This window comes from Paraburkholderia sp. BR14374, from assembly GCF_040948685.1.
In the GTDB taxonomy this organism is placed as follows: Bacteria; Pseudomonadota; Gammaproteobacteria; order Burkholderiales; family Burkholderiaceae; genus Paraburkholderia; species Paraburkholderia youngii.
In genome coordinates this window covers 349,636-368,117 of the sequence record NZ_JBFPKF010000003.1, presented here as the reverse complement: position 1 = coordinate 368,117, position 18,482 = coordinate 349,636, and the positions used below count along the sequence as shown (strand labels likewise).

At 61.4% G+C, this 18,482-nt stretch carries 22 protein-coding genes; 21 read left to right on the top strand and 1 reads right to left on the bottom strand.

All coding sequences use genetic code 11. The features are described 5' to 3' along the window. Window positions 1-65: 65 nt before the first annotated feature. The 21 genes from AB3X86_RS08800 (at window position 66) to AB3X86_RS08700 (ending at window position 17,165) form a co-directional block, all read left to right on the top strand. Window positions 66-992 (top strand): LysR substrate-binding domain-containing protein, encoded by a 927-nt coding sequence (locus AB3X86_RS08800; protein WP_176366437.1) that lies wholly within the window; start codon window positions 66-68, stop codon window positions 990-992. Window positions 993-1,138: 146 nt separating this feature from the next. Then, window positions 1,139-1,621 (top strand): DUF2778 domain-containing protein, encoded by a 483-nt coding sequence (locus AB3X86_RS08795; RefSeq protein WP_184225399.1) that lies wholly within the window; start codon window positions 1,139-1,141, stop codon window positions 1,619-1,621. Between the two features lie 264 nt (window positions 1,622-1,885). Next, window positions 1,886-2,356: an Hcp family type VI secretion system effector gene (locus tag AB3X86_RS08790; protein ID WP_368595646.1), complete on the top strand. Its 471-nt coding sequence runs from the start codon at window positions 1,886-1,888 to the stop codon at window positions 2,354-2,356. Then, window positions 2,283-2,795, top strand: coding sequence for an STY0301 family protein (locus AB3X86_RS08785; protein ID WP_368595645.1), 513 nt, complete (start codon window positions 2,283-2,285; stop codon window positions 2,793-2,795). The genes AB3X86_RS08790 and AB3X86_RS08785 overlap by 74 nt, the downstream gene beginning before the upstream one ends. Next, complete coding sequence (locus AB3X86_RS08780; protein ID WP_368595644.1) at window positions 2,796-3,230, top strand: hypothetical protein; 435 nt, start codon at window positions 2,796-2,798, stop codon at window positions 3,228-3,230. It abuts the gene before it with no gap. 346 nt (window positions 3,231-3,576) lie between these two features. After that, a complete protein-coding gene (locus AB3X86_RS08775) occupies window positions 3,577-4,875 on the top strand; it encodes a TAXI family TRAP transporter solute-binding subunit (RefSeq protein WP_368595643.1) in 1,299 nt (432 codons plus the stop codon). A 236-nt stretch (window positions 4,876-5,111) separates the two neighbouring features. After that, complete coding sequence (locus AB3X86_RS08770; protein ID WP_176120895.1) at window positions 5,112-5,315, top strand: DUF3562 domain-containing protein; 204 nt, start codon at window positions 5,112-5,114, stop codon at window positions 5,313-5,315. Window positions 5,316-5,457: 142 nt separating this feature from the next. Next, window positions 5,458-5,919: a GNAT family N-acetyltransferase gene (locus AB3X86_RS08765; RefSeq protein WP_184225400.1), complete on the top strand. Its 462-nt coding sequence runs from the start codon at window positions 5,458-5,460 to the stop codon at window positions 5,917-5,919. 192 nt (window positions 5,920-6,111) lie between these two features. Then, the gene (locus AB3X86_RS08760; protein ID WP_176378777.1) at window positions 6,112-6,408 is read left to right on the top strand and encodes a hypothetical protein; all 297 of its coding nucleotides are present in this window, start codon (window positions 6,112-6,114) and stop codon (window positions 6,406-6,408) included. A gap of 101 nt (window positions 6,409-6,509) precedes the next feature. Then, the gene (locus AB3X86_RS08755) at window positions 6,510-8,222 is read left to right on the top strand and encodes an acid phosphatase (protein ID WP_368595642.1); all 1,713 of its coding nucleotides are present in this window, start codon (window positions 6,510-6,512) and stop codon (window positions 8,220-8,222) included. 216 nt (window positions 8,223-8,438) lie between these two features. Continuing rightward, complete coding sequence (locus AB3X86_RS08750; RefSeq protein ID WP_013092796.1) at window positions 8,439-8,798, top strand: DUF3564 domain-containing protein; 360 nt, start codon at window positions 8,439-8,441, stop codon at window positions 8,796-8,798. Between the two features lie 319 nt (window positions 8,799-9,117). Beyond that, the gene (locus tag AB3X86_RS08745) at window positions 9,118-9,867 is read left to right on the top strand and encodes a DNA/RNA non-specific endonuclease (protein ID WP_368595641.1); all 750 of its coding nucleotides are present in this window, start codon (window positions 9,118-9,120) and stop codon (window positions 9,865-9,867) included. Further along, window positions 9,860-10,120, top strand: coding sequence for a hypothetical protein (locus AB3X86_RS08740; RefSeq protein ID WP_184225405.1), 261 nt, complete (start codon window positions 9,860-9,862; stop codon window positions 10,118-10,120). Before AB3X86_RS08745 ends, AB3X86_RS08740 begins: the two co-directional genes overlap by 8 nt. Before the next feature lie 309 nt (window positions 10,121-10,429). After that, the gene (locus AB3X86_RS08735; protein ID WP_368595640.1) at window positions 10,430-11,545 is read left to right on the top strand and encodes a SpoIIE family protein phosphatase; all 1,116 of its coding nucleotides are present in this window, start codon (window positions 10,430-10,432) and stop codon (window positions 11,543-11,545) included. A gap of 12 nt (window positions 11,546-11,557) precedes the next feature. After that, a complete protein-coding gene (locus tag AB3X86_RS08730) occupies window positions 11,558-12,121 on the top strand; it encodes a SiaB family protein kinase (RefSeq protein WP_368595639.1) in 564 nt (187 codons plus the stop codon). Window positions 12,122-12,140: 19 nt separating this feature from the next. Next, entirely contained in the window at window positions 12,141-12,536 is a 396-nt protein-coding gene (locus AB3X86_RS08725; protein WP_176107051.1) for a DUF1987 domain-containing protein, read from the top strand. Between the two features lies 1 nt (window position 12,537). After that, complete coding sequence (locus AB3X86_RS08720) at window positions 12,538-13,263, top strand: GGDEF domain-containing protein (protein WP_368595638.1); 726 nt, start codon at window positions 12,538-12,540, stop codon at window positions 13,261-13,263. A 136-nt stretch (window positions 13,264-13,399) separates the two neighbouring features. Next, complete coding sequence (locus AB3X86_RS08715) at window positions 13,400-15,394, top strand: putative bifunctional diguanylate cyclase/phosphodiesterase (RefSeq protein ID WP_368595637.1); 1,995 nt, start codon at window positions 13,400-13,402, stop codon at window positions 15,392-15,394. Between the two features lie 148 nt (window positions 15,395-15,542). After that, on the top strand, window positions 15,543-15,938 hold the full coding sequence (locus AB3X86_RS08710) for a hypothetical protein (RefSeq protein ID WP_368595636.1): 396 nt from the start codon (window positions 15,543-15,545) through the stop codon (window positions 15,936-15,938). A gap of 240 nt (window positions 15,939-16,178) precedes the next feature. Beyond that, a complete protein-coding gene (locus AB3X86_RS08705; RefSeq protein ID WP_368595635.1) occupies window positions 16,179-16,496 on the top strand; it encodes a hypothetical protein in 318 nt (105 codons plus the stop codon). Between the two features lie 129 nt (window positions 16,497-16,625). Further along, window positions 16,626-17,165, top strand: a complete 540-nt coding sequence (locus AB3X86_RS08700) for a DUF962 domain-containing protein (protein WP_368595634.1) — start codon at window positions 16,626-16,628, stop codon at window positions 17,163-17,165. Between the two features lie 20 nt (window positions 17,166-17,185). Here AB3X86_RS08700 and rarD read toward each other — a convergent pair whose 3' ends face one another. After that, entirely contained in the window at window positions 17,186-18,076 is an 891-nt protein-coding gene (gene rarD, locus AB3X86_RS08695) for an EamA family transporter RarD (RefSeq protein ID WP_368595633.1), read from the bottom strand. Window positions 18,077-18,482 lie beyond the last annotated feature (406 nt).

The following is an 18,482-nucleotide window of genomic DNA, read 5'->3' as shown; positions in this document are numbered from 1 at the left end:
AAACCGGTGCTAAACTCAAAGCATCTTTAACTTTCATTCACAAATGCGAAGGCGTGGAAAAGACGATGCGCGACACCGTGCAGCCAGCGGATCTGAGCTTTTTCTCGACGCTCGCCGCGAGCGGCAGCCTCAGCGCGGCCGCCCGCGAACTGGGGCTGACCGCGGCCGCCGTCAGCAAGCGCCTCACGCAGATGGAGCAGCGCGCGGGCGTCGCGCTCGTGAACCGCACGACGCGCCGCATGATGCTGACGCCCGAAGGCGAGCTATACCTCGAACGCGCGCGGCGGATTCTCGACGAGATCGACGAGCTGGCCGAACTGCTCGGCTCGGCGAAGAAGACACCGAAGGGTTTGCTGCGCGTGAACGCGACGCTCGGCTTCGGGCGCAGCCATATCGGACCGGCGATTTCGCGCTTCGTCGCGCGGTATCCGCAAGTGTCGGTTCAACTGCAGTTGTCGGTCACGCCCCCGCCGCTCACCGACGACAGCTTCGACGTCTGCATCCGCTTCGGCGAGCCGCCCGATACGCGCGTGGTCGCACGCCGGCTTGCGCCGAACCGGCGTCTGCTGTGCGCGGCGCCGTCATATCTCGCGGCGCACGGCACGCCGCTCACTGCGCACGATCTGACGCGCCACAACTGCATCGGCATTCGGCAGGGAGACGAAGCGTATGGCGTGTGGCGGCTGACGTCGGGTCGCGGCGCCGCGCGCAAGACCGAGGCGGTGCGCATCAAGGGAACGCTGACCACCAACGACGGCGAGATCGCCGTCAAATGGGCGCTCGAAGGACACGGCATCCTGATGCGCGCGGAATGGGATATCCGGCAGTATCTGGCGGAGGGGTCGCTCGTTCAGTTGCTGCCTGATCACGACACGCCGAATGCGGACATCTTCGCGGTGTATTCGCCGCGGCATCAGATGTCGAATCGGATTCGCGCGTTTGTCGAGTTTATTGCGCGGGAGTTGGGGGGTGAGGTGGGGGTGGTTGGGTAGCGTTTTCCGAGTCGTCTGATTGAGCATGGTCGCGTCTTCGGCGAAGCTGTCGGTGTCACGAACGTTACCTCGCGTCACCTGTCTCCTCGGTCTCGGCGGCTCGCTTCGTCGCACCACGGAGTGATCGCCTTTTCGATCTGGATACCATGCCCGCCGAGTGCTATTTCACGCTCAACCGCCGACTCATCTCTGTATTGACCTGCAAAGGCTTTGGCAACGTGTCTGCCTTTTCTGGCAAACCCGCCCATGTCAACAACCCCGCAGACACGGCGATCGCCGAAAGCGGTCCGCTTCCGCAAGGCCTGTACTACATCGTGGACCGACAGAGTGGCGGTCATCTGGGATGGCTGTATGACCTTGTCAAGGACGCGTGGTCAAATGTCGATCATTCGACCTGGTTCGCGCTTTATCGAAACGACGGTGCGATTGACGACTGGACATTTATCAATGGCGTGAAGCGAGGCAACTTCCGCCTGCATCCAACAGGTCGTTGGGGCGAAAGTGAAGGATGCATCACGGTCACGGACCAGTCCCAGTTCGATCGCTTACGCTCGTTCTTGCTGTCGCACCCGACCCGGACGATACCCGGCACAACACTGCAGTACTACGGCACGGTACTGGTGCAATGAAAAATGTCCTGCGGATTTTTGTGGCCCTCGTGCTGACTGTCCCAGTCTGTCTCGCATTGTCGACGATCGACCCGCTTGCACGCTGGGTTGGCAGCGAGTCCACGTCAGAAAGGCTTCGCCCCCTCTTCAAGCTCGTTGGTGCCGTTGGTATGGAGGGCGAAGAGGACGTGGTGGTTACGCTGCTGCTCGTAGTCAGTTTCCTATTTTGCTGGTGGCTCTCGTGGGGCGGGTCTGTGCTTTTAGTTAGAACGAGGAGTCGCCTTGATGTCAAATGACGTTTTCATAAAAATCGACGGGATTACGGGTGAGTCGCAGGACACGGCACATCCAAACGAAATCGAGGTAATCAACTGGACGTGGAAGATGGCACAGCGGCTTTCCATTATGTCCGGAACAGGAAGTGGCGTCGGCAGCGCCTCGGTCGACGATCTCGTGTTCTTTCACAACGTCGACCGGGCGAGTCCCAGCCTGATGTCCTATTGCCTGACCGGCACACACGTTTCGAAAGCGGTTCTTACCATGCGTAGGGCGGGTGGCAGCCCCCTCGATTTCCTCAGGCTCACGATGAGCGATGTATTCATCACCGGCGTAGAGATGACCGCGCAACACGAACAGGTTCGCCTCTCTTTCGCTAGGATCAAGCAGGAATACATCGTTCAAAATGCCCAAGGCGGCAGCAACGGCGTGGTTACCGGGATCTTCGACATCAGGGGCAACCGGGCTGTTTCTCGATGACAGTCGTAAAGTGGAACTAAAGACCGGGCCCGCTCCCGTACTCACCAAGGCCGGACCTGCATTGGCACACCCGATAATAACGGCAGCCGAAACCATGTTGTCGAATAAGGCGCTTTTCCTGGCAGTTTGCCTCGTGGCAACAAGCGCCGCGTGTGCGTCGCCAACACGGGTCCGGTTCAAATGCCCAAGCGTCCTTTCTGCTGGACGGCAACATCATGTTCTGAATAACGCATCCCTGTTCGATGGCCCTCCAGAGGAGGAGTCGGACCTTGTTCCTGAGCCAGGAAAAACGTCTGACCAGTGGGATTTAACGGGCGTCGACCCCTATCTGGTATGCCGCTATCACGGCACTAACAGCACTTTCGTGATTCATGCTGTTGGTGCTCGGACCTGCGAAGCCACCAGTAAACCCTTTGCTGTTCACTGCACCTCTCGTTAAATGGACTGGGATAACCGCAAAATGGCGACCCGGCTTATAGTCGCTGCGGTTGCTGCGTGGATGCCGTTGGCACACGGCAAAGTTTGCACGGAAAAGGATGCTGCTGCGGCGGACGCGATGGTGGACCATCTTCATGGCTGGGCTCAGATCAATAGCGCATTCAGCAAGTATGGACAATGCGACGATGGCGGGATTGCTGAAGGCTATTCTGAGGCAATCGCGCGATTGCTGATTGACCACTGGAAAGCGTTACCAGAACTTGATAAACAAATTAAGCTCAATCCGCCGCTAGAATCGTTCGTGCGACGTCACATTAACTCAACGCTTGATACTGACGACCTCGCAAAAATCATCACGCTTTCTACGAGATCTTGTCCCAAAGGCATAAGTCCACTGTGTACAGCATTGGCCAATGCCGCGTCGCAGGCCGATTAGTAACCGCTGCGACGGCTACGCGTGCGTGCATATGTGCTGCGCCTTGCTAATGGGATCGAAGGTGCCTCCAACACCGCAACTCCCTCTGACTGAACGAACGACGCGCGTGTTCGTGCGCCGGAACGGCCTGTACGACTGGAATCTGTAGCACGAAAATCGCGATCCCCACAGTCTGTAACAGACCCCGCCTCTTTTCAGTGCACATCACTGGCTATCGAATAAAACTCCCTGATATCGTAAAGTTGAGGAACCAAACCCCGATCCCACTCCCCAAGGCCGGACCTGACCAAACCGGGCAACGATGCCGAGACCAGACCCCGCGCCGTACCGCAGCCCGAGAACACCGATGACACGGCGGCGCCGGCGTCTTCTGATCATCGGCGCGATCGTGCTGGTCGCCGCGTTCGGCTGGATGGTCGCGCTGATTCTCGAGCCCGCGTTCCAGCGCACGATCGTCATCACCTCAGGCGCAGACGGCGGCATTTATCGCGGCTTTGCAGATCGCTACGCGCCGCTGCTCAAGCGCGAAGGCATCAAGCTCGACATCCGCAGCTCGTCGGGTTCGGTCGAAAACTACCAGCGCCTCGCTGACCCGGACAGCGCCTATCAGGTCGGCTTCATCCAGTCGGGCACGACCAGTCCGAAAGACACGGACAATCTGCAAACCATCGCCGCCGTGTCGTACGAGCCGATCTGGGTGTTCTATCGCGGCGACGCGACGATCGACCGGCTGTCGCAACTGCGCGGCAAGCGCATTTCGATAGGCGTGCCGGGCAGCGGGCTGCTCAACGTCTCCCAGGTGCTGCTCGGCTACAGCGGCGTCACGAGCCAGAACTCGACGCTGCTGCAGATGGACGCGAACGCCGCATACGAAGGGCTCGAAAGCGGTCAGATCGACGCGGCGTTCTTCATCGGCCGGCCCGACGCCGACATGCAGCACGCGCTGCTAACCAGCAACCTGAAGCTGATGAGCTTCGCTCAGGCCGATGCACTGGCGCAAAAATTCCCGTCGCTGTCGAAGATCGTATTGCCGCGTGCCTCGACGAGCGTCGCCGACGATCTGCCGCGCAGCGACGTCACGCTGCTCGCGGCGACGGCGCTGCTGGTGTCGAAGGACACGCTGCATCCGGCGCTCGTCTATCTGCTGCTCGACGCCGCGCGCACGGTGCACGGCGGCGAGGACTACTTCACGCCGCTCGGCACGTTCCCGAACCTGAACACCGAAGAATTCCCGATCTCCGACGAAAGCGTGCGCTACTTCAAATCGGGCCGGCCGTTTCTGTATCGCTACCTGCCGTTCTGGCTCGCGAGTCTGATCGAGCGACGGCTGCTGATCCTCGTGCCGTTCCTCGCGCTGCTGATTGGCCTCGCCCAGGCGCTGCCGCGCGTGCTCGAAGCGCGTATGAAGAAACGCCTGTTCGTGTGGTACCGCGCGATCAAGGCGCTCGAGGACGAAGTATGGAAGAACGCCGAGCCGACTCGCGCGCAGGTCGCGCAATGGAGCGACGAGATCGAAAACATCGACGCGAACGCTAGCCAGATCCGGATTCCGTACCGCTACTTTCAGGACGTTTACGCGCTGAAGCAGGCGATCGGCGTCGTGCGCGACCGGATCGCGCACGTAGCGCAGAAGATGGAGAAGTAGAGACGCCGCTCCTTACCCCTGCGCGTTTCCCGGGTATTCACCACCGCCGTACCGGTTGATTTTCCGCGCGCCCTCGCCGCAGGGTCGCTTGCCGCAGCGCAAGAAGATAATCTCTGTGAAATCGGTCGGACGATAGGCCAATTTAATTGGCATGCTCGCGAATCGCATCCTGTAATGGACTCCTGCCGTGCGCGTACCGTCCATCCAGTCTGCCGCACACTACCCGGAGAACGTCCATGTCGCAGCCCGAGCCGAATGTAGACGAAATAGTCCGCAGCATCGCCGAAGAAACCGACACGCCGACCGAAACGGTGTCCCGCATGTACGCCGATTCGCTCGCCGAATTCCGGAGCGAGGCGCGCGTGTTCGACTACGTGCCGCTGTTCGCCGCGAAGAAGGTCCGCAACGAGCTTCGCCAGAAGCATCCTCGCAAGCACTGACTCGCTGCAGGCGGTGATGCATCGGCTCACCGCACTGCCGCAAGCGTCGTGGCTCCAGATTTGGCGTTCATGGTGGAGCTAACAATCACGTCGCAAATTTTCTATGCTGGCGGTTCCACAGCTTTCCACAGGAGCCGCCCACATGTCCGCCCCGCTGCAGATTCGCGCCGTCACCCGTGACGATTTCGATGCATGGCTGCCGCTATGGGACGCCTACAACGCGTTTTATGGCCGCTCGGGCGAGACCGCGTTGCCGCGCGAGATCACGCAAATCACCTGGAATCGCTTTTTCGATGGCTACGAGCCGATGCATGCGTTCGTCGCCGAACGCGCCGGGCAATTGCAGGGCATCGTGCATTTTCTGTATCACCGCCATACGACGATGGCGGGACCGATCTGCTATCTGCAGGATCTATACACGCTCGATAGCGAGCGCGGCAAGGGTGTCGGCCGTGCGCTGATCGAGGCCGTCTATGCGCGGGCAAAAGCCGACGGCGCGCAACGCGTCTACTGGCAGACCCACGAGACGAACCACACCGCGATGCAGCTCTATGACAAGGTAGCGGACAAGTCCGGCTTCGTGGTTTATCGGAAAACGCTTTGACGCCTGATCGCGGCTCAGCGGATGCGTGCCGAGCCCGATCGCGTCGCGCTATGCGGTTCATCCGATTCAATTCAGGACGATAGCGCGAAGCATGCGGCGATTCGGCCGCGCGGTGCTATCCTTTGATCCGGTCCAGCGGCGCGGTGTGTCCCAGCCGCGCGCTCGCGCCGTCCAAGCGTAGGAGGCCACGTCATGCCCAACGCGATCCAGATTCAGGTTGCCGACTCGCATCTTTATCCGGGCTGCGCGGTGCGCATCGCCGAACTTCCCGAACCGGCCGGCGCGCCGAACTTCGCCGAGGCGCGCGTCGAGTTCGCGGATGGCTCCGGCGCGCACGCCACCTATCATCGGCGCGCGCATGACGAACTCGAATTGACCGTCGACCGTTACGCGACGCAAAAGCGTCATCCGGTCGACGCACGGCACTGGCTACTATTGGCTGTCGATGCCACGCATCACAGCTGGCGCGTGAAGCGTCGGCTGCCGTAAAGCCGCGAGGCCTGCCGGCCTCGGCGGACCCATAACCGGTGTCGCGCGCGCCGCCTCCAGCGGCGCCGAAGCGACCGTCACGTCTCCTTCGGAACTCACCGATGACCGACCACGATCCTCACCTGCCGCCGAAACTGGACAACCCCGATTCAATCGACAACACCAACGACGCCCCCGACGATCCCGAACGCCGGCGCGTCCTGACCGGTCTCGCGGCAGTCGGCCTCGGCCTCGCGCTGCCCGGCTGCAAAACGGGCGAGGCACTCGCGGGCAACGGCCCGCCGCGCAGCGCCGCCGACTTGCGGCTCGACGCTGCGCTGCACGATCAGGTGAAGAACATCGTGGTGATTTACGCCGAGAACCGCAGCTTCGCGAACCTGTACGGCAACTACCCGGGTGTCCAGCATCCGCTCGACGCGGTCACCGCCGAGCAGTACGTCCAGCTCGACCGCGATGGCAAGACGCCGCTGCCGCGGCTGCCGGCGATCTGGGGCGGGCTCGTGCCGCAGGCGCAGGAAGTGGACGGCAAGCGCTATATGATTGGCGAAAAGGATCTCGATCATTTGCGCAACCGGCCGTTCGAGATCGTCGATGCGCACGGCGCGCCGCTGCCGACCGGCGTGATCACCCGCGACCTGATCCATCGCTTCTATCAGAACCAGATGCAGATCAACGCGGGGCGCAACAACCAGTTCGCCGCGTGGGGCGATTCGGGCGGGCTTGTGATGGGGCACTACCGCAATTCCGCCGACTCACTGCGTCTCTGGAATCTGGCGCAGCAGTACACGCTGTGCGACAACTTCTTCATGGCCGCTTTCGGCGGCTCGTGGTTGAACCACATCTTCCTGATCTCGGCGCAGGCGCCGTACTACCCGGACGTCCACAACAGCCCGGCGAGGAAGATGGTGTCGGTCGTGGAAGGCGACGATCCGACCGGCACCCGTTTGAAGCTCGCGCCCAATTCGCCTGCGTCGGCGCTCGACGGTCCGCCAAAGTTCGTCAATGACGGCGCTTTCACCGCCGACGGCTACGCAGTCAACACGATGGCTCCGCCGTATCAGCCGAGCAGCGTGCGTCCGGCCGAAGGCGGCGACCCGGCATTTGCTGATCCGTCGGACCCGCGCGTGATGCCGCCGCAGAATTACGCGACGATCGGCGACCGGCTGACCGCCAAGGGCATCGACTGGGCGTGGTACAGCGGCGCATGGCAATTCGCGCTCGATCATCGCGATACGGGATCGATGCCCGACTTTCAGTATCACCATCAGCCGTTTAACTACTTCGCCAATTACGCGCCGGGCACGGCCGCGCGCCGCCGCTATCTGCGCGACGGCGGGATGGGCAACGACGCGTCGACCAATCGCCTGATCGCCGACATCGACGCGGGACGTTTGCCGACCGTCACGTTTTACAAACCGCAGGGCGACCTGAACATGCACGCGGGCTATGCGGACGTCGCCTCGGGCGACCGTCACATCGCGACGCTGATCGAGCATATTCAGCGCGGGCCACAATGGCAGAACACGGTCGTGATCGTCACCGTCGACGAGAACGGCGGGTGGTGGGACCACGTCGCGCCGCCGATCGGGGATCGCTGGGGGCCGGGTTCGCGCGTTCCCGCGCTGGTGATCTCGCCGCTCGCGAAGAAGGGTTACGTCGATCACACGGTGTACGACACGAACTCAATTCTGCGTTTTATTAGTCGTGTGCATGGACTCGTTCCGCTCGATGGCGTGGTCGCGCGCGACAAGGCATTCGCCAGCAACGGACTCGCGCCGCTCGGCGATCTGACCGCTTCGCTCGATCTCGCTTGAACGCCTGTCGGCTGCGTTGATTTGGCGCGGCTCGCGATGTGCATGTGGTCGTTACAGCATGCCTATCGCGTGCGCCGCGCGGCGTTGAGCATGCCCCATACCTCCCCCCACGGTTTGGCGAATTATTTTCCATTCGCAAATCATGCCTTTGTCTTGCATAAAGCGCCGCGCCGCCTAGACTGGTAAAGCCCTTCGCAAATTATGAACGGAACTGCTATGCGACTGACCATCCTGATCAACGGTTCCGATCCCACCGTAAGCCATGATTACGCTGTGCTCTGGCTCGATACTGATGAACATCGGTGGTCGAGAGAAGCGCATCAAGGGATCGACTTGCCCCCTTGGGGTGAACTGCGCGACGAGAACGGCGTGACTACGCTGTGCGCACCGAGCGCCGACGCGCCGCTCTGTACGTTGCGCGGTCTGCACGTCGATCGCAAGGAACGAGTGAGCGCCGCGCAAGGCGCCGCAGCATGGACCGCGCTGCGAACCCGCAAGGCGACTAGCGGCTTCTGGCGTTTGCAGGCGGTGGATCGTCAAAAAACTCGCGCTGAAAACAGCGTGTTCGGTAATTAATCTCCGGCGCGCTTCGCCGCGCTCTCTTTTCCGGTCGAAACTTCCGGCTCGTTGTGCGAGCACTGCTCGGGCGCGTAAATCTGTTCGTGCGCAAACGAACATAACGTACCGCGAGAACGCAGGTCTTAAGACCTTCTTAAGATTGCGTGAGTAGAGTCGGAAGTCCACGCATTCGGGTCGCTGCAAAGCGGCCCACTTTTTTGTGCGGCGCACGCTGCCTCTTCTGTTTCCCATCCCCTTTCTTTGATTCGCTTGGTGCGGTCGCTCGATGCGGGCCGCGACGCTATACTTGCGTCCCCTTTCATCGAACCACCGACACATGAAGAAGTGGCTTGCCTGTCTGTTCCTCGCCGTCGCCGCTCATGCGGGCGCGGCGCCCTCCTGCACCAGTTTCACGCCGAATGCGCAATGGCCCATCCTCACCAATCAGAAGATGGCGCCCAAAGCGCGCATGCTTTGTTATAGCGATTTCGCGGTGCTGCATTCGGGTATCACGCACGGTCCGCTGTGGTCGGCCGAGCATCTGACGCGCGAGCACATCGAAGAAGCGAAGGACATGGTACGTACCAACAAGTTCTTCGAAGACTCGCGTCTGCCCGAAGGCGAAGGCGCGACACTCGCCGACTACAAACGCAGCGGCTTCGATCGCGGCCATATGAGTCCGGCGGGCAATCGCTGGAACAATGAGGCGATGGCGCAATCGTTCTCGCTCGCGAACATCGTGCCGCAAGACCGTCAGAACAACCAACGATTGTGGGCGCGCATCGAAACCGCGGTGCGTAAGATCGCACTAGCCTACGACGACACGTACGTCGTCACCGGACCGCTGTTCACCGGACAGCAATTGCAGACGATCGGACCGACGCGCGTGTTCGTGCCGACCCAGTTGTACAAGGTCGTCTATGTGCCGTCGCGTCAACTGGCATTCGCAGTCGTGGTTGATAATGTAGCGACCAACCGCTACGACATGCGCACGATTCACGAGCTCGAAGCGATGTCGGGCATCCGCTTTCCGGGCATTCCGGATAACCTGAAGGACCAGCGGCCAGGAGGACTAAAAGGTGTTTAAGCCCTATTCGAACGATGACGACGTGCTCAACATTCAGGGCGATGCGCTCACGCTCAGCAACGGCACGACGCGTGTCGTGCTGAACGGCACGCTCGAATTGACGCGCGATCAACGCGGATTGAAGGCGGCGCTCGCGCTGAAGGAAGCGCTCGATGCGATCGTCGCGAGTCTTCAGGCGCAGAAGGATTTGCCGGCGAAGGTGCAGGACGAGCCGGATGCCAAGCCGGGTGTCGTGCGGAATCCGTTTGAATAACCGGACCCGTCGGCGTTGCATTTGCGCAACTCGCAGCCCGCAAGTTTTACTGATGTCGGTCACGCAAACCTTTGCGTGACCACTCGTTTTCTAATCTCGCGCCAATCGAGTGGATCGCCTCCGCTCTGTCACATAAAGTACATGGAGAAACCTTAGCTTGCGAGGTTTCCTCATACATCGACTGGCGTCGCCATGCATCCAGCGTTCTCGAGATTTCGCCGTTCTTCCGCACAGGGGAATCCGCGCACAGCCGGAGACTTGTGCCACGAAGTTCCATCCGTAGACGTTGAAGACCCCAACTCCGTGGTCATGGAGATCTTCTCGGCGCGCCGCGACATGCAGAGTCTCGCTGTCATCAATGACCACCGTCCAATCGGCCTGATCAACCGCGATATCTTCATGTCGCAGATGAGCAAGCCGTTCCATCGCGAGCTCTACGACAAGAAGAGTTGCATCGCGTTCATGGACAAGGACCCGCTCATTGTCGATGCCGACGTGAGCATCGAAGCGCTGACGTTCAGGACCGTCGAGGCCGGAGAAAAAGCACTGGTCGATGGTTTCATCGTGACGCGCGACGGACTCTTCTCAGGTCTCGGCAGTGGTCTGCAACTGATCAGCGCGGTCGCGGAAATGCAGGCGGAGAAGAACCGCCAGATCATGCAGAGTATCGAGTACGCCAGCGTGATCCAGCGCGCCATGTTGCGCGCTTCCAGCGAGACGCTGTCGATGAAGCTGCGCGACGCGGCGATGGTCTGGGAACCTCGCGACGTAGTCGGCGGCGACTTCTATCATTTCGCGGCCTTTCCGACCGGCTGGTTCGGCGCAGTTGCCGATTGCACCGGACATGGCGTTCCCGGCGCCTTCATGACCTTGCTTGCTTCGGCTTCACTGTCGAAGGCGCTCGAACAGATCGGGCCGCGCGACCCCGCCGCGCTGCTGGCGGCCGTCAATCGCAACGTCAAGGCCTTGCTGGGGCAAGTGAACAGTGCCGAGGAAGGAACCCAATCCAACGACGGCCTGGACACGGCACTCTTCTGGTTCGATGCGACGGAGAGCATGCTGCGTTTTGCCGGCGCGAGGATCGCGCTGCACATCCTGTCACCCCATGCCGCGGAGTTCGAGACGATCAGCGCCGACCGCATGGGCGTCGGTTACGTGGACAGTCGCGCCGACTATGCGTGGAGCTTGCGCTCGATTCCGGTCACGGCGGGTAGCCTGCTGTTCATCTATACCGACGGCCTCGCCGATCAGATCGGCGGTCCGCGCAACATTTCTTTCGGCCGGCGCCGTGCGCTCGACGTGATCCTCGAAAACCGCGCCGAAACCCCAGCGACGATTTGCGAGCGCGTCCGGCTCGCGCTCGCGGAATGGCAAGGCAATCAACCGCGCCGTGACGACGTCACGCTTTTCTGTGCCCGCATTTAGTGAATTCCCAGAATGTCTCAACTACTAGAACAAGACAGCGCCTTTTTCGAACTCGCGCAGCGGCGCAATGTGCTCTTCTATCACAAGGGCTACTTCTCCCATAACATCGTCGCGTCGATGGGCGAAGTCGTGAAACTGCAACTCGAAGTCGCCGGCGTCAGCGGTCCGACCCGCCGCAAACTCTTCTCGTCTTTTATCGAGCTGGCACAGAACATCGTTCATTACTCGTCGAACGCGCTGGAGCCAGGCGGCGAAGGGACGGGCGCGATACGCGAGGGCGCGGTGTGCATCTCCAGGCACGGCGAGCATCACGTGATGTTGTGCGTCAATCCCATCGCGACCGACGAGGTCGAGGGCCTGCGCAACAGGCTGGAGCCTCTGCGCAGCATGTCGCTCGAAGAAATCAAGCAGGCGTACAAGGTGACATTGCGCGCCGACGCGCCGAAGGACAGCAAGGGCGCCGGCCTTGGCTTCCTGACGATGGCGCGCGATGCGAGCGCGCCGCTTGAATTCGCTTTTCATCCGCGTGCCGACGAACCCGGCACCACGCTGTTTTGCCTCATGGCCATCATCTGAGCAGGAAGGCACAAGAACAATGGAAAACCTACACATCCCCGCGACGACGACGTCGCCCGAAGTCGACTTTCGCTTCGACCAACACGCGTTGTCGATCAAGGGTGAGTCCTACCCGGAAAATGCAGCCGCTTTTTACGCGCCGATCATCGAGCAGATGCGCAAGTACCTCGCAGCGAACACCGGGGCCGAAATCACCATCGACGTCGCGTTGACGTACTTCAACAGCTCGAGCACCAAGATGCTGTTCAGCATCTTCGACGCGCTCGATCAGGCGGCGGAATCGGGGAGCCGCGTGTCGATGAACTGGTATCGCGACGAGGAAGACGAGACCATTGCCGAATTCGGTGAAGAACTGAAGGCCGATTTCCGCGCGATCGAGTTCACCGATCGTCCCATCGCGCAGCAAGGAAAATAAGGTGCGTTCGACCTCTTCCCGTGACGTGTCCTCGGGCGGCGCACCCGATCTGTTCCAGAACGAGAGCACGGCGCTGGCAAAGGCCCGCGCGATGCATTCGATCATCGATGCGGATGCCGCGGAGTATCGCCAGTCGCTGGGCGAACTGATCGAGCACTTCCAGCGCCTGATGCGCGAAACACGGCGCCTGATCGGCCGCAGCGACCGGGCAGAACGCGAGATGCAGGTGCTGGCTCAGCAGTTGGCGTATCGCGCCTCGCACGACGCGTTGACGGGCGTACTGAACCGCAGCGCCGTGATCGAGCGGACCACCAAGGTCTTGCGCACCAACAGCGCGGTGATGATCATCCTCGACATCGACGAATTCAAGCGGATCAACGACGACTACGGCCACCCCACTGGAGACGCGGTCATTTCGGGGGTCGTCGATTGTCTGCGCGGAATCGTGGGGGAACAAGGCTTCATCGGGCGAGTGGGCGGTGAGGAGTTCACGGTGCTGCTGCCCGGTCATGAACCGGCCAGTGGCGCCATTCTTGCCGAGCGCATGCGAGAAGCCATCAGTGACTCGCTGGTCGTTCCGCCGGTCGAGCGCCGCATCACGGCCAGCTTTGGCGTCAGCATCAACGCAGTCGGAACCTGTTTCGACACCGCATACGGTCTCGCCGATGCGGCTCTGTACCGCGCCAAGCGAAGCGGTCGCAACCGCGTGGAATTTGCCGATCGATAGGCGGATAAGCAGAGCCATAGCGCGCCATTACCGGGTAGATCCCCAGCGCCCTAAGGCAAGTCATGCAGCCACCTGAACATTCACTATCCGGGCGGGCCGGTTTTCGCCCGCGCCGGGTTGACGGAAAGGAAGCGCCTTGGGACAGGAAGCAACGCGCAAAGCCGGTACTGTCATAGCCGTGCTTGCCATTCTCGCTGTCATTGCGACGAGTACCTTCCTCGCAATCCGCCAGAGCAGCGAGCAGGACAGTTCGCTTCGGACGATCCAGGCTTCCGGTCGGTTGCGCCACGACCTCGACCAGGTTCAGCATGTCATGCTCGATGAGCATGCGACGCTCTACACCTCGATAGCCACGGTGCCGCTATACAACCGCGCGGCCTATAGCTTTCCGATGCTGGAACTGCTCGCGTTGACGCGCGACGCGCGCGAGAGCTGCAGCGAGAATCAGGAATGCATATCGCGGCTGTCGGACCTGGACGACATGATCGGCAGACTCAGCGAGCAGAGCTTCGGTCTTGCGCGCATGATCGCGGAGCATCCCGGCAGCGTGGCAGTGGGCGACCCCCGACTCGAGGAAATCGACGCCTATTTCTATAGCGTCCTCGAACGGGTAGTCGACGTACGACTCGCGGCCGATGCCAAGGTCGCTTCAGTCGTCAGCAAATCCTCGCTGGACGTGAAGTGGTTTACGCGCATGCTGTTGGGCTGCGGCGTCGCTTCGGCCTTGTTGCTGCTTTCGCTGATTCACTGGAACGGCCGCATTGGAGCGCATCTTCGCCGCTCGCTCAAAAGACTCGAGCATCAAGCCAGATACGATGCCCTGACCGAGCTGCCGAACCGGGTGCTGCTCGGCGAACATCTTTCTGCGTCGCTGGCGCGCGCGGCGTCGACAGGCCAGAACGTTTCCGTCCTGTTCCTCGATCTCGACCGGTTCAAGGACGTCAACGATTCGCTCGGACACCGCATCGGCGATTTGCTGCTGCAAGCCGTGGCGCGAAGGCTTCAGCGCCTGCTGCGCGCGACGGATTTCGTCGCGCGCTACGGGGGCGATGAATTCGTCATCGTCGCGGAACGAGCCGACGCGACGCAACTCACCGAAATGCTGGACTCGCTGATTCATGAGATGAGCGAGCCGTATGGCATCGGCGAGCACGAGCTTTATCTCGAAGCAAGCATCGGCGTCAGTACGTTTCCACAAGACGGCGCGAAGCCGGATTTGCTCACGCGCAATGCCGATGCCGCGCTGTACGTGGCGAAATCGCGCGGGCGAAACGGCTATCAATTCTACGAGCCGGAGTTGAGCCGGGCGGCCGCCGAGAAGTTGCGGCTCACGACGCGACTGCGGCGCGCGGCGAAGGCCAATGAGTTGTATCTGGCGTATCAGCCGCAGATCGACATGAAAACCGGATGCATCGTCGGTGCCGAGGCGCTGTTGCGGTGGCACGACGACGAACTCGGTGAGGTGTCGCCGGCCGTCTTCATCCCGCTTGCCGAAGAAACCGGTCTGATTCAGAGCATCGGCACCTGGGTATTGCGGCAGGCGTGCCTGCAGGCGAGCGCGTGGGTGCACTCGGGGCTTCCCCCCGTGCGCATCTCGGTCAATGTTTCGCCACTTCAACTCGAACGGGCGGACCTCCCCGGCGTGGTGCGCTCGGCACTCGAGGACGCCAACTGGCCCGCCGAACTGCTGGAACTCGAAGTCACCGAGGGCACGCTGATGCGCAACGCGGAAGAAGCGCAACGGGCTTTTCGCGAGCTGCGCGAACTCGGTGTTTCCATCGCTATCGACGACTTCGGCACCGGTTATTCGAGCCTCAGCTATCTGAAACGCTTTAGCGTCGATCGCATCAAGATCGATCGCGCCTTCGTTTGCGAAATCGGCAGAGACAAGGAGCTCGAAGCGCTGTCGCTTGCGATCATCGCGATTGCTGAAACGCTGAGCTTCGATGTGGTCGCGGAAGGGGTCGAGCTCGAGGTCCAGCGCGAGTTTCTGGTCCGCCACGGATGCACGGTGGCCCAGGGTTTCCTGTTTAGCCCGGCGGTCTCGCCGGAGGCTTTAGCGCAATTGCTCGGCAAGACCGCGGTCGCGTCTTCATTGAGCGTGGCGACTTTCCGTGGATTCGCTTTGTGAGCCGCAAGATGTATCCGCGCTGACGCACTACTTACGTTTTGTCACCAGCGCAGCGTCAACTCCTGTATTCCGCCCTACGTTAAACCGGCAGCGCTGAAATAATTCAGCCGCGACAAACGAATCCACCGATTCAACCAGGAGTCACATCATGAAGACGCTTTTCGCCGCTGTTGCTTCCGCACTGCTCGTGTCGACCGCATTTGCTCAAACGGCCGCACCGTCCGCCGCACAACCCGCACAACCCGCGCAACCCGCGCAAGCCACGCAGCTGCCGACTGCCGGCCAGGCGAGTCTGAAAGCAAGCACCGCGGTACAAGCCGGTGCGACGGACGACAGCGCGGCCGCAGCGAAAGCGCCCGCCGAAGCCGCCACGCAAAAGCACGTGAAAAAGACTTCCGCCCATACGAAGAAGGCCCACAAGTCCACGGGCAAACATGCCGTCGAAACGAGCGCCGCGAAGACTAAAACGGAGAGTGCGAAAGAGGCCAGCACTGCCCCGGCGAAAGCCGACAGCGCACAAGCCGACACGACCAAAACGCAATAACACGTGATCGGTTTCGGCGCTGACCGGCCATCCAGGTGCTGTTCAAATAGAAGCTGATCGAAGCCGGGCCGTGCCGTTCAGGGAGGGCGAGTCTTATGACTCGCTTTTTTTACGCCGTGTGCCATGCCGTGTCGTATCTTTTTGTCGACAGAGCCGCGAATTTTTGCACCGTCTTTACCCGCGGGCGATTACGCTCGAATTGTTCCAATTCACCATCGCGTTACACGAACGCCGCATCACATGGCTCTCACGCAATCGCTCGACACGCTCTCTGCGCAACCTGCCAGCAAGCAGGTTCAACACAGCAACGTCATTCCGTTTCCGTCGGCGCGCTCGCTTCTACTCGTGACGCTGCCGCGCCCTCACCTGCGCGCACTGCTTCATTCGCCGCTCGGCGTCTATGTCATCAACACGCAAACCGTGCGCGGAGAAGTCCGCGTGCAACTCGACATCGCGCGCGAAGACCTCGACTTCACGTTGCACACGCTGCTCACCACGTTGCCCGCCGCGACGATCGGCGCATTGAACCGTCGGGTCGGTCACCCGGGTGCGCGTTAAACGCGCTCGACGAGGACAGTACAAACCATGGACAGCATCCGCGGGCGATCGTCGCTGATCGCCGGCTACCCGATGATTTGAAAATCCGCTGCGCGCGATTATGCTGACGTTGACACAGGAGCGGCACTGATGAGAACACTGACGCAGCAACTCGCGCAATACGCGGCCTACCACCGCGACCGGCGCAATATCGCCACGCACTTCGTCGGCATTCCGATGATCGTGCTCGCGCTCGCGGTGTTGCTGAGCCGCCCGTCGTTCGGTGCCGGGATGTTTCCGATCACGTTGTCGCCAGCGTGGCTGTTGTTCGTGGCGGCGACCGTCTATTACCTCGCGCTCGACGTGCCGCTCGGCGTGCTGATGGCCTGCATCTCGGCGCTTTGTGTCGGATTCGGCGAGTGGATCGCCGCGCAAACGACGCTCGTGTGGCTCGCGACCGGCATTGGCTTCTTCGTGATCGGCTGGGGGTTCCAGTTCGTCGGTCACGTCGCGTACGAACATCGCAAGCCGGCCTTCGTCGACGACGTGATCGGCCTGTTGATCGGCCCGCTATTCGTGCTCGCCGAAGCGCTGTTCGGTGTCGGCTGGCGTCCCGAACTGCGCGACGCGATCGAGGCGCAGGTAGGCCCGACGCGCATCAATCCGCAGCGGACCGAAGCGCATCGCTGAGCGGGCGTCGCCGTTCAGCTCTACGCAAACCGTACGAAGCGCACGCTGTGCAGCGCGGTCAGCGCAACGGCGATCCAGATCGGCACATAGGTCGCGAGTTGCGCGACGCTCAGCGTTTCGCGCAGCAGCGTGATCGATACGAACACGAGCAGCACCGGCTCGACGTAGCCGAGGATGCCGAACAACGCGACCGGCAGCAGGCGGCTCGCCTTCAGATACGAAGCAAGCGCGAGCGTGCTCAACGCGCCGAGGCCCGGCAATAGCAGAAACCACATTTCCGCGCGTCCGGCGATCGCTTGCAGCGAACCGCCGACGAGAATGAACACGATCGCCACCGGCAGCAGCAAGGCCATTTCGACGGTGAACATCGCGAGCGAATCGTGATTGATCTGACGGCGCAGCATGAAATAAGGCGGATAGCCGAGCGCGACGACGAGCGTCGGCCACGAAAACGCGCCGGTCACCCACAGCTCGTGCGCGACGCCAACCGCAGCGCAGGCGACCGCGAGCCACTGCAACGCGTCGAGCCGCTCGTGATAGTGGAAGCGCCCGACCAGCACCATCACGAGTGGCAGCAGGAAATAACCGAGTGACACTTCGAGCATGCGCCCATGCAGCGGCGCCCACAGAAACAGCCAGAGCTGCACGCCGAGCAAGCCCGCGGTCACGCTCATCGCGATGCCGAGCTTCGGCTGCTTCATCATCCGCACAACGAGCGCGCGCAGAATCGGCAGACGCTTGCGCACCGCGACGAGCAGCAGCGCGCCGGGCACGGTCCACACGATGCGCCACGCGAAGATGTCGAGGCCCGAAAGCGGTTTCAGCAGCGTCGCGTAAGCGGACAGCAATGCGAACATCGCCGACGCACCGACCGACAATGCGATCCCGCGCCTGAAGTCGTTGTGAGTCATTACGCGGTCCGGAATCGGTGTGACGCTTGGGCTTGTGGCGCGCGACCCAGGCTCGCGGCGTTCGTTGTCGTCATGAATATGATGTCTCGTGAGCAAGCAGGCATGCGGGCAAAGCGGCCGACGCTGCATTGTTGTTCTGAAGCGGCTCTGCAAAAAAGCCGGAAAACGGGCATTCTAGACGGGTTAGTCGCCGATGGGCCTGCGCTTTTTCGTCAATCGGCTGCAATTAGTCGTGCGCATTGCGCGTCAATGCACTAGAACATAATTTCATGCGCGCGGCCGACGAACCCATGTACGTTCGTCAGCGCCGTGCGCGAATCTTGCTACCAGTTTTGCACGCTGTGGCCGCATCACCCACGACAACGACGGCCACAGCGGCACGAAACCAGCAGCACCCACGAGCCGG

Excerpts from the sequence above, each read along its gene's own strand:
- AB3X86_RS08795 (WP_184225399.1), top strand. The coding sequence starts at position 1,139 with ATGCCCGCCGAGTGCTATTTCACGCTCAACCGCCGACTCATCTCTGTA.
- AB3X86_RS08725 (WP_176107051.1), top strand. The coding sequence starts at position 12,141 with ATGGAAAACCTACACATCCCCGCGACGACGACGTCGCCCGAAGTCGAC.
- AB3X86_RS08790 (WP_368595646.1), top strand. The coding sequence starts at position 1,886 with ATGTCAAATGACGTTTTCATAAAAATCGACGGGATTACGGGTGAGTCG.
- AB3X86_RS08705 (WP_368595635.1), top strand. The coding sequence starts at position 16,179 with ATGGCTCTCACGCAATCGCTCGACACGCTCTCTGCGCAACCTGCCAGC.
- AB3X86_RS08750 (WP_013092796.1), top strand. The coding sequence starts at position 8,439 with ATGCGACTGACCATCCTGATCAACGGTTCCGATCCCACCGTAAGCCAT.
- AB3X86_RS08745 (WP_368595641.1), top strand. The coding sequence starts at position 9,118 with ATGAAGAAGTGGCTTGCCTGTCTGTTCCTCGCCGTCGCCGCTCATGCG.
- AB3X86_RS08700 (WP_368595634.1), top strand. The coding sequence starts at position 16,626 with ATGAGAACACTGACGCAGCAACTCGCGCAATACGCGGCCTACCACCGC.
- AB3X86_RS08780 (WP_368595644.1), top strand. The coding sequence starts at position 2,796 with ATGGACTGGGATAACCGCAAAATGGCGACCCGGCTTATAGTCGCTGCG.
- rarD (WP_368595633.1), bottom strand. The coding sequence starts at position 18,076 with ATGACTCACAACGACTTCAGGCGCGGGATCGCATTGTCGGTCGGTGCG.
- AB3X86_RS08755 (WP_368595642.1), top strand. The coding sequence starts at position 6,510 with ATGACCGACCACGATCCTCACCTGCCGCCGAAACTGGACAACCCCGAT.
- AB3X86_RS08800 (WP_176366437.1), top strand. The coding sequence starts at position 66 with ATGCGCGACACCGTGCAGCCAGCGGATCTGAGCTTTTTCTCGACGCTC.
- AB3X86_RS08765 (WP_184225400.1), top strand. The coding sequence starts at position 5,458 with ATGTCCGCCCCGCTGCAGATTCGCGCCGTCACCCGTGACGATTTCGAT.
- AB3X86_RS08770 (WP_176120895.1), top strand. The coding sequence starts at position 5,112 with ATGTCGCAGCCCGAGCCGAATGTAGACGAAATAGTCCGCAGCATCGCC.
- AB3X86_RS08775 (WP_368595643.1), top strand. The coding sequence starts at position 3,577 with ATGACACGGCGGCGCCGGCGTCTTCTGATCATCGGCGCGATCGTGCTG.
- AB3X86_RS08710 (WP_368595636.1), top strand. The coding sequence starts at position 15,543 with ATGAAGACGCTTTTCGCCGCTGTTGCTTCCGCACTGCTCGTGTCGACC.
- AB3X86_RS08735 (WP_368595640.1), top strand. The coding sequence starts at position 10,430 with ATGGAGATCTTCTCGGCGCGCCGCGACATGCAGAGTCTCGCTGTCATC.
- AB3X86_RS08760 (WP_176378777.1), top strand. The coding sequence starts at position 6,112 with ATGCCCAACGCGATCCAGATTCAGGTTGCCGACTCGCATCTTTATCCG.
- AB3X86_RS08730 (WP_368595639.1), top strand. The coding sequence starts at position 11,558 with ATGTCTCAACTACTAGAACAAGACAGCGCCTTTTTCGAACTCGCGCAG.
- AB3X86_RS08785 (WP_368595645.1), top strand. The coding sequence starts at position 2,283 with ATGCCCAAGGCGGCAGCAACGGCGTGGTTACCGGGATCTTCGACATCA.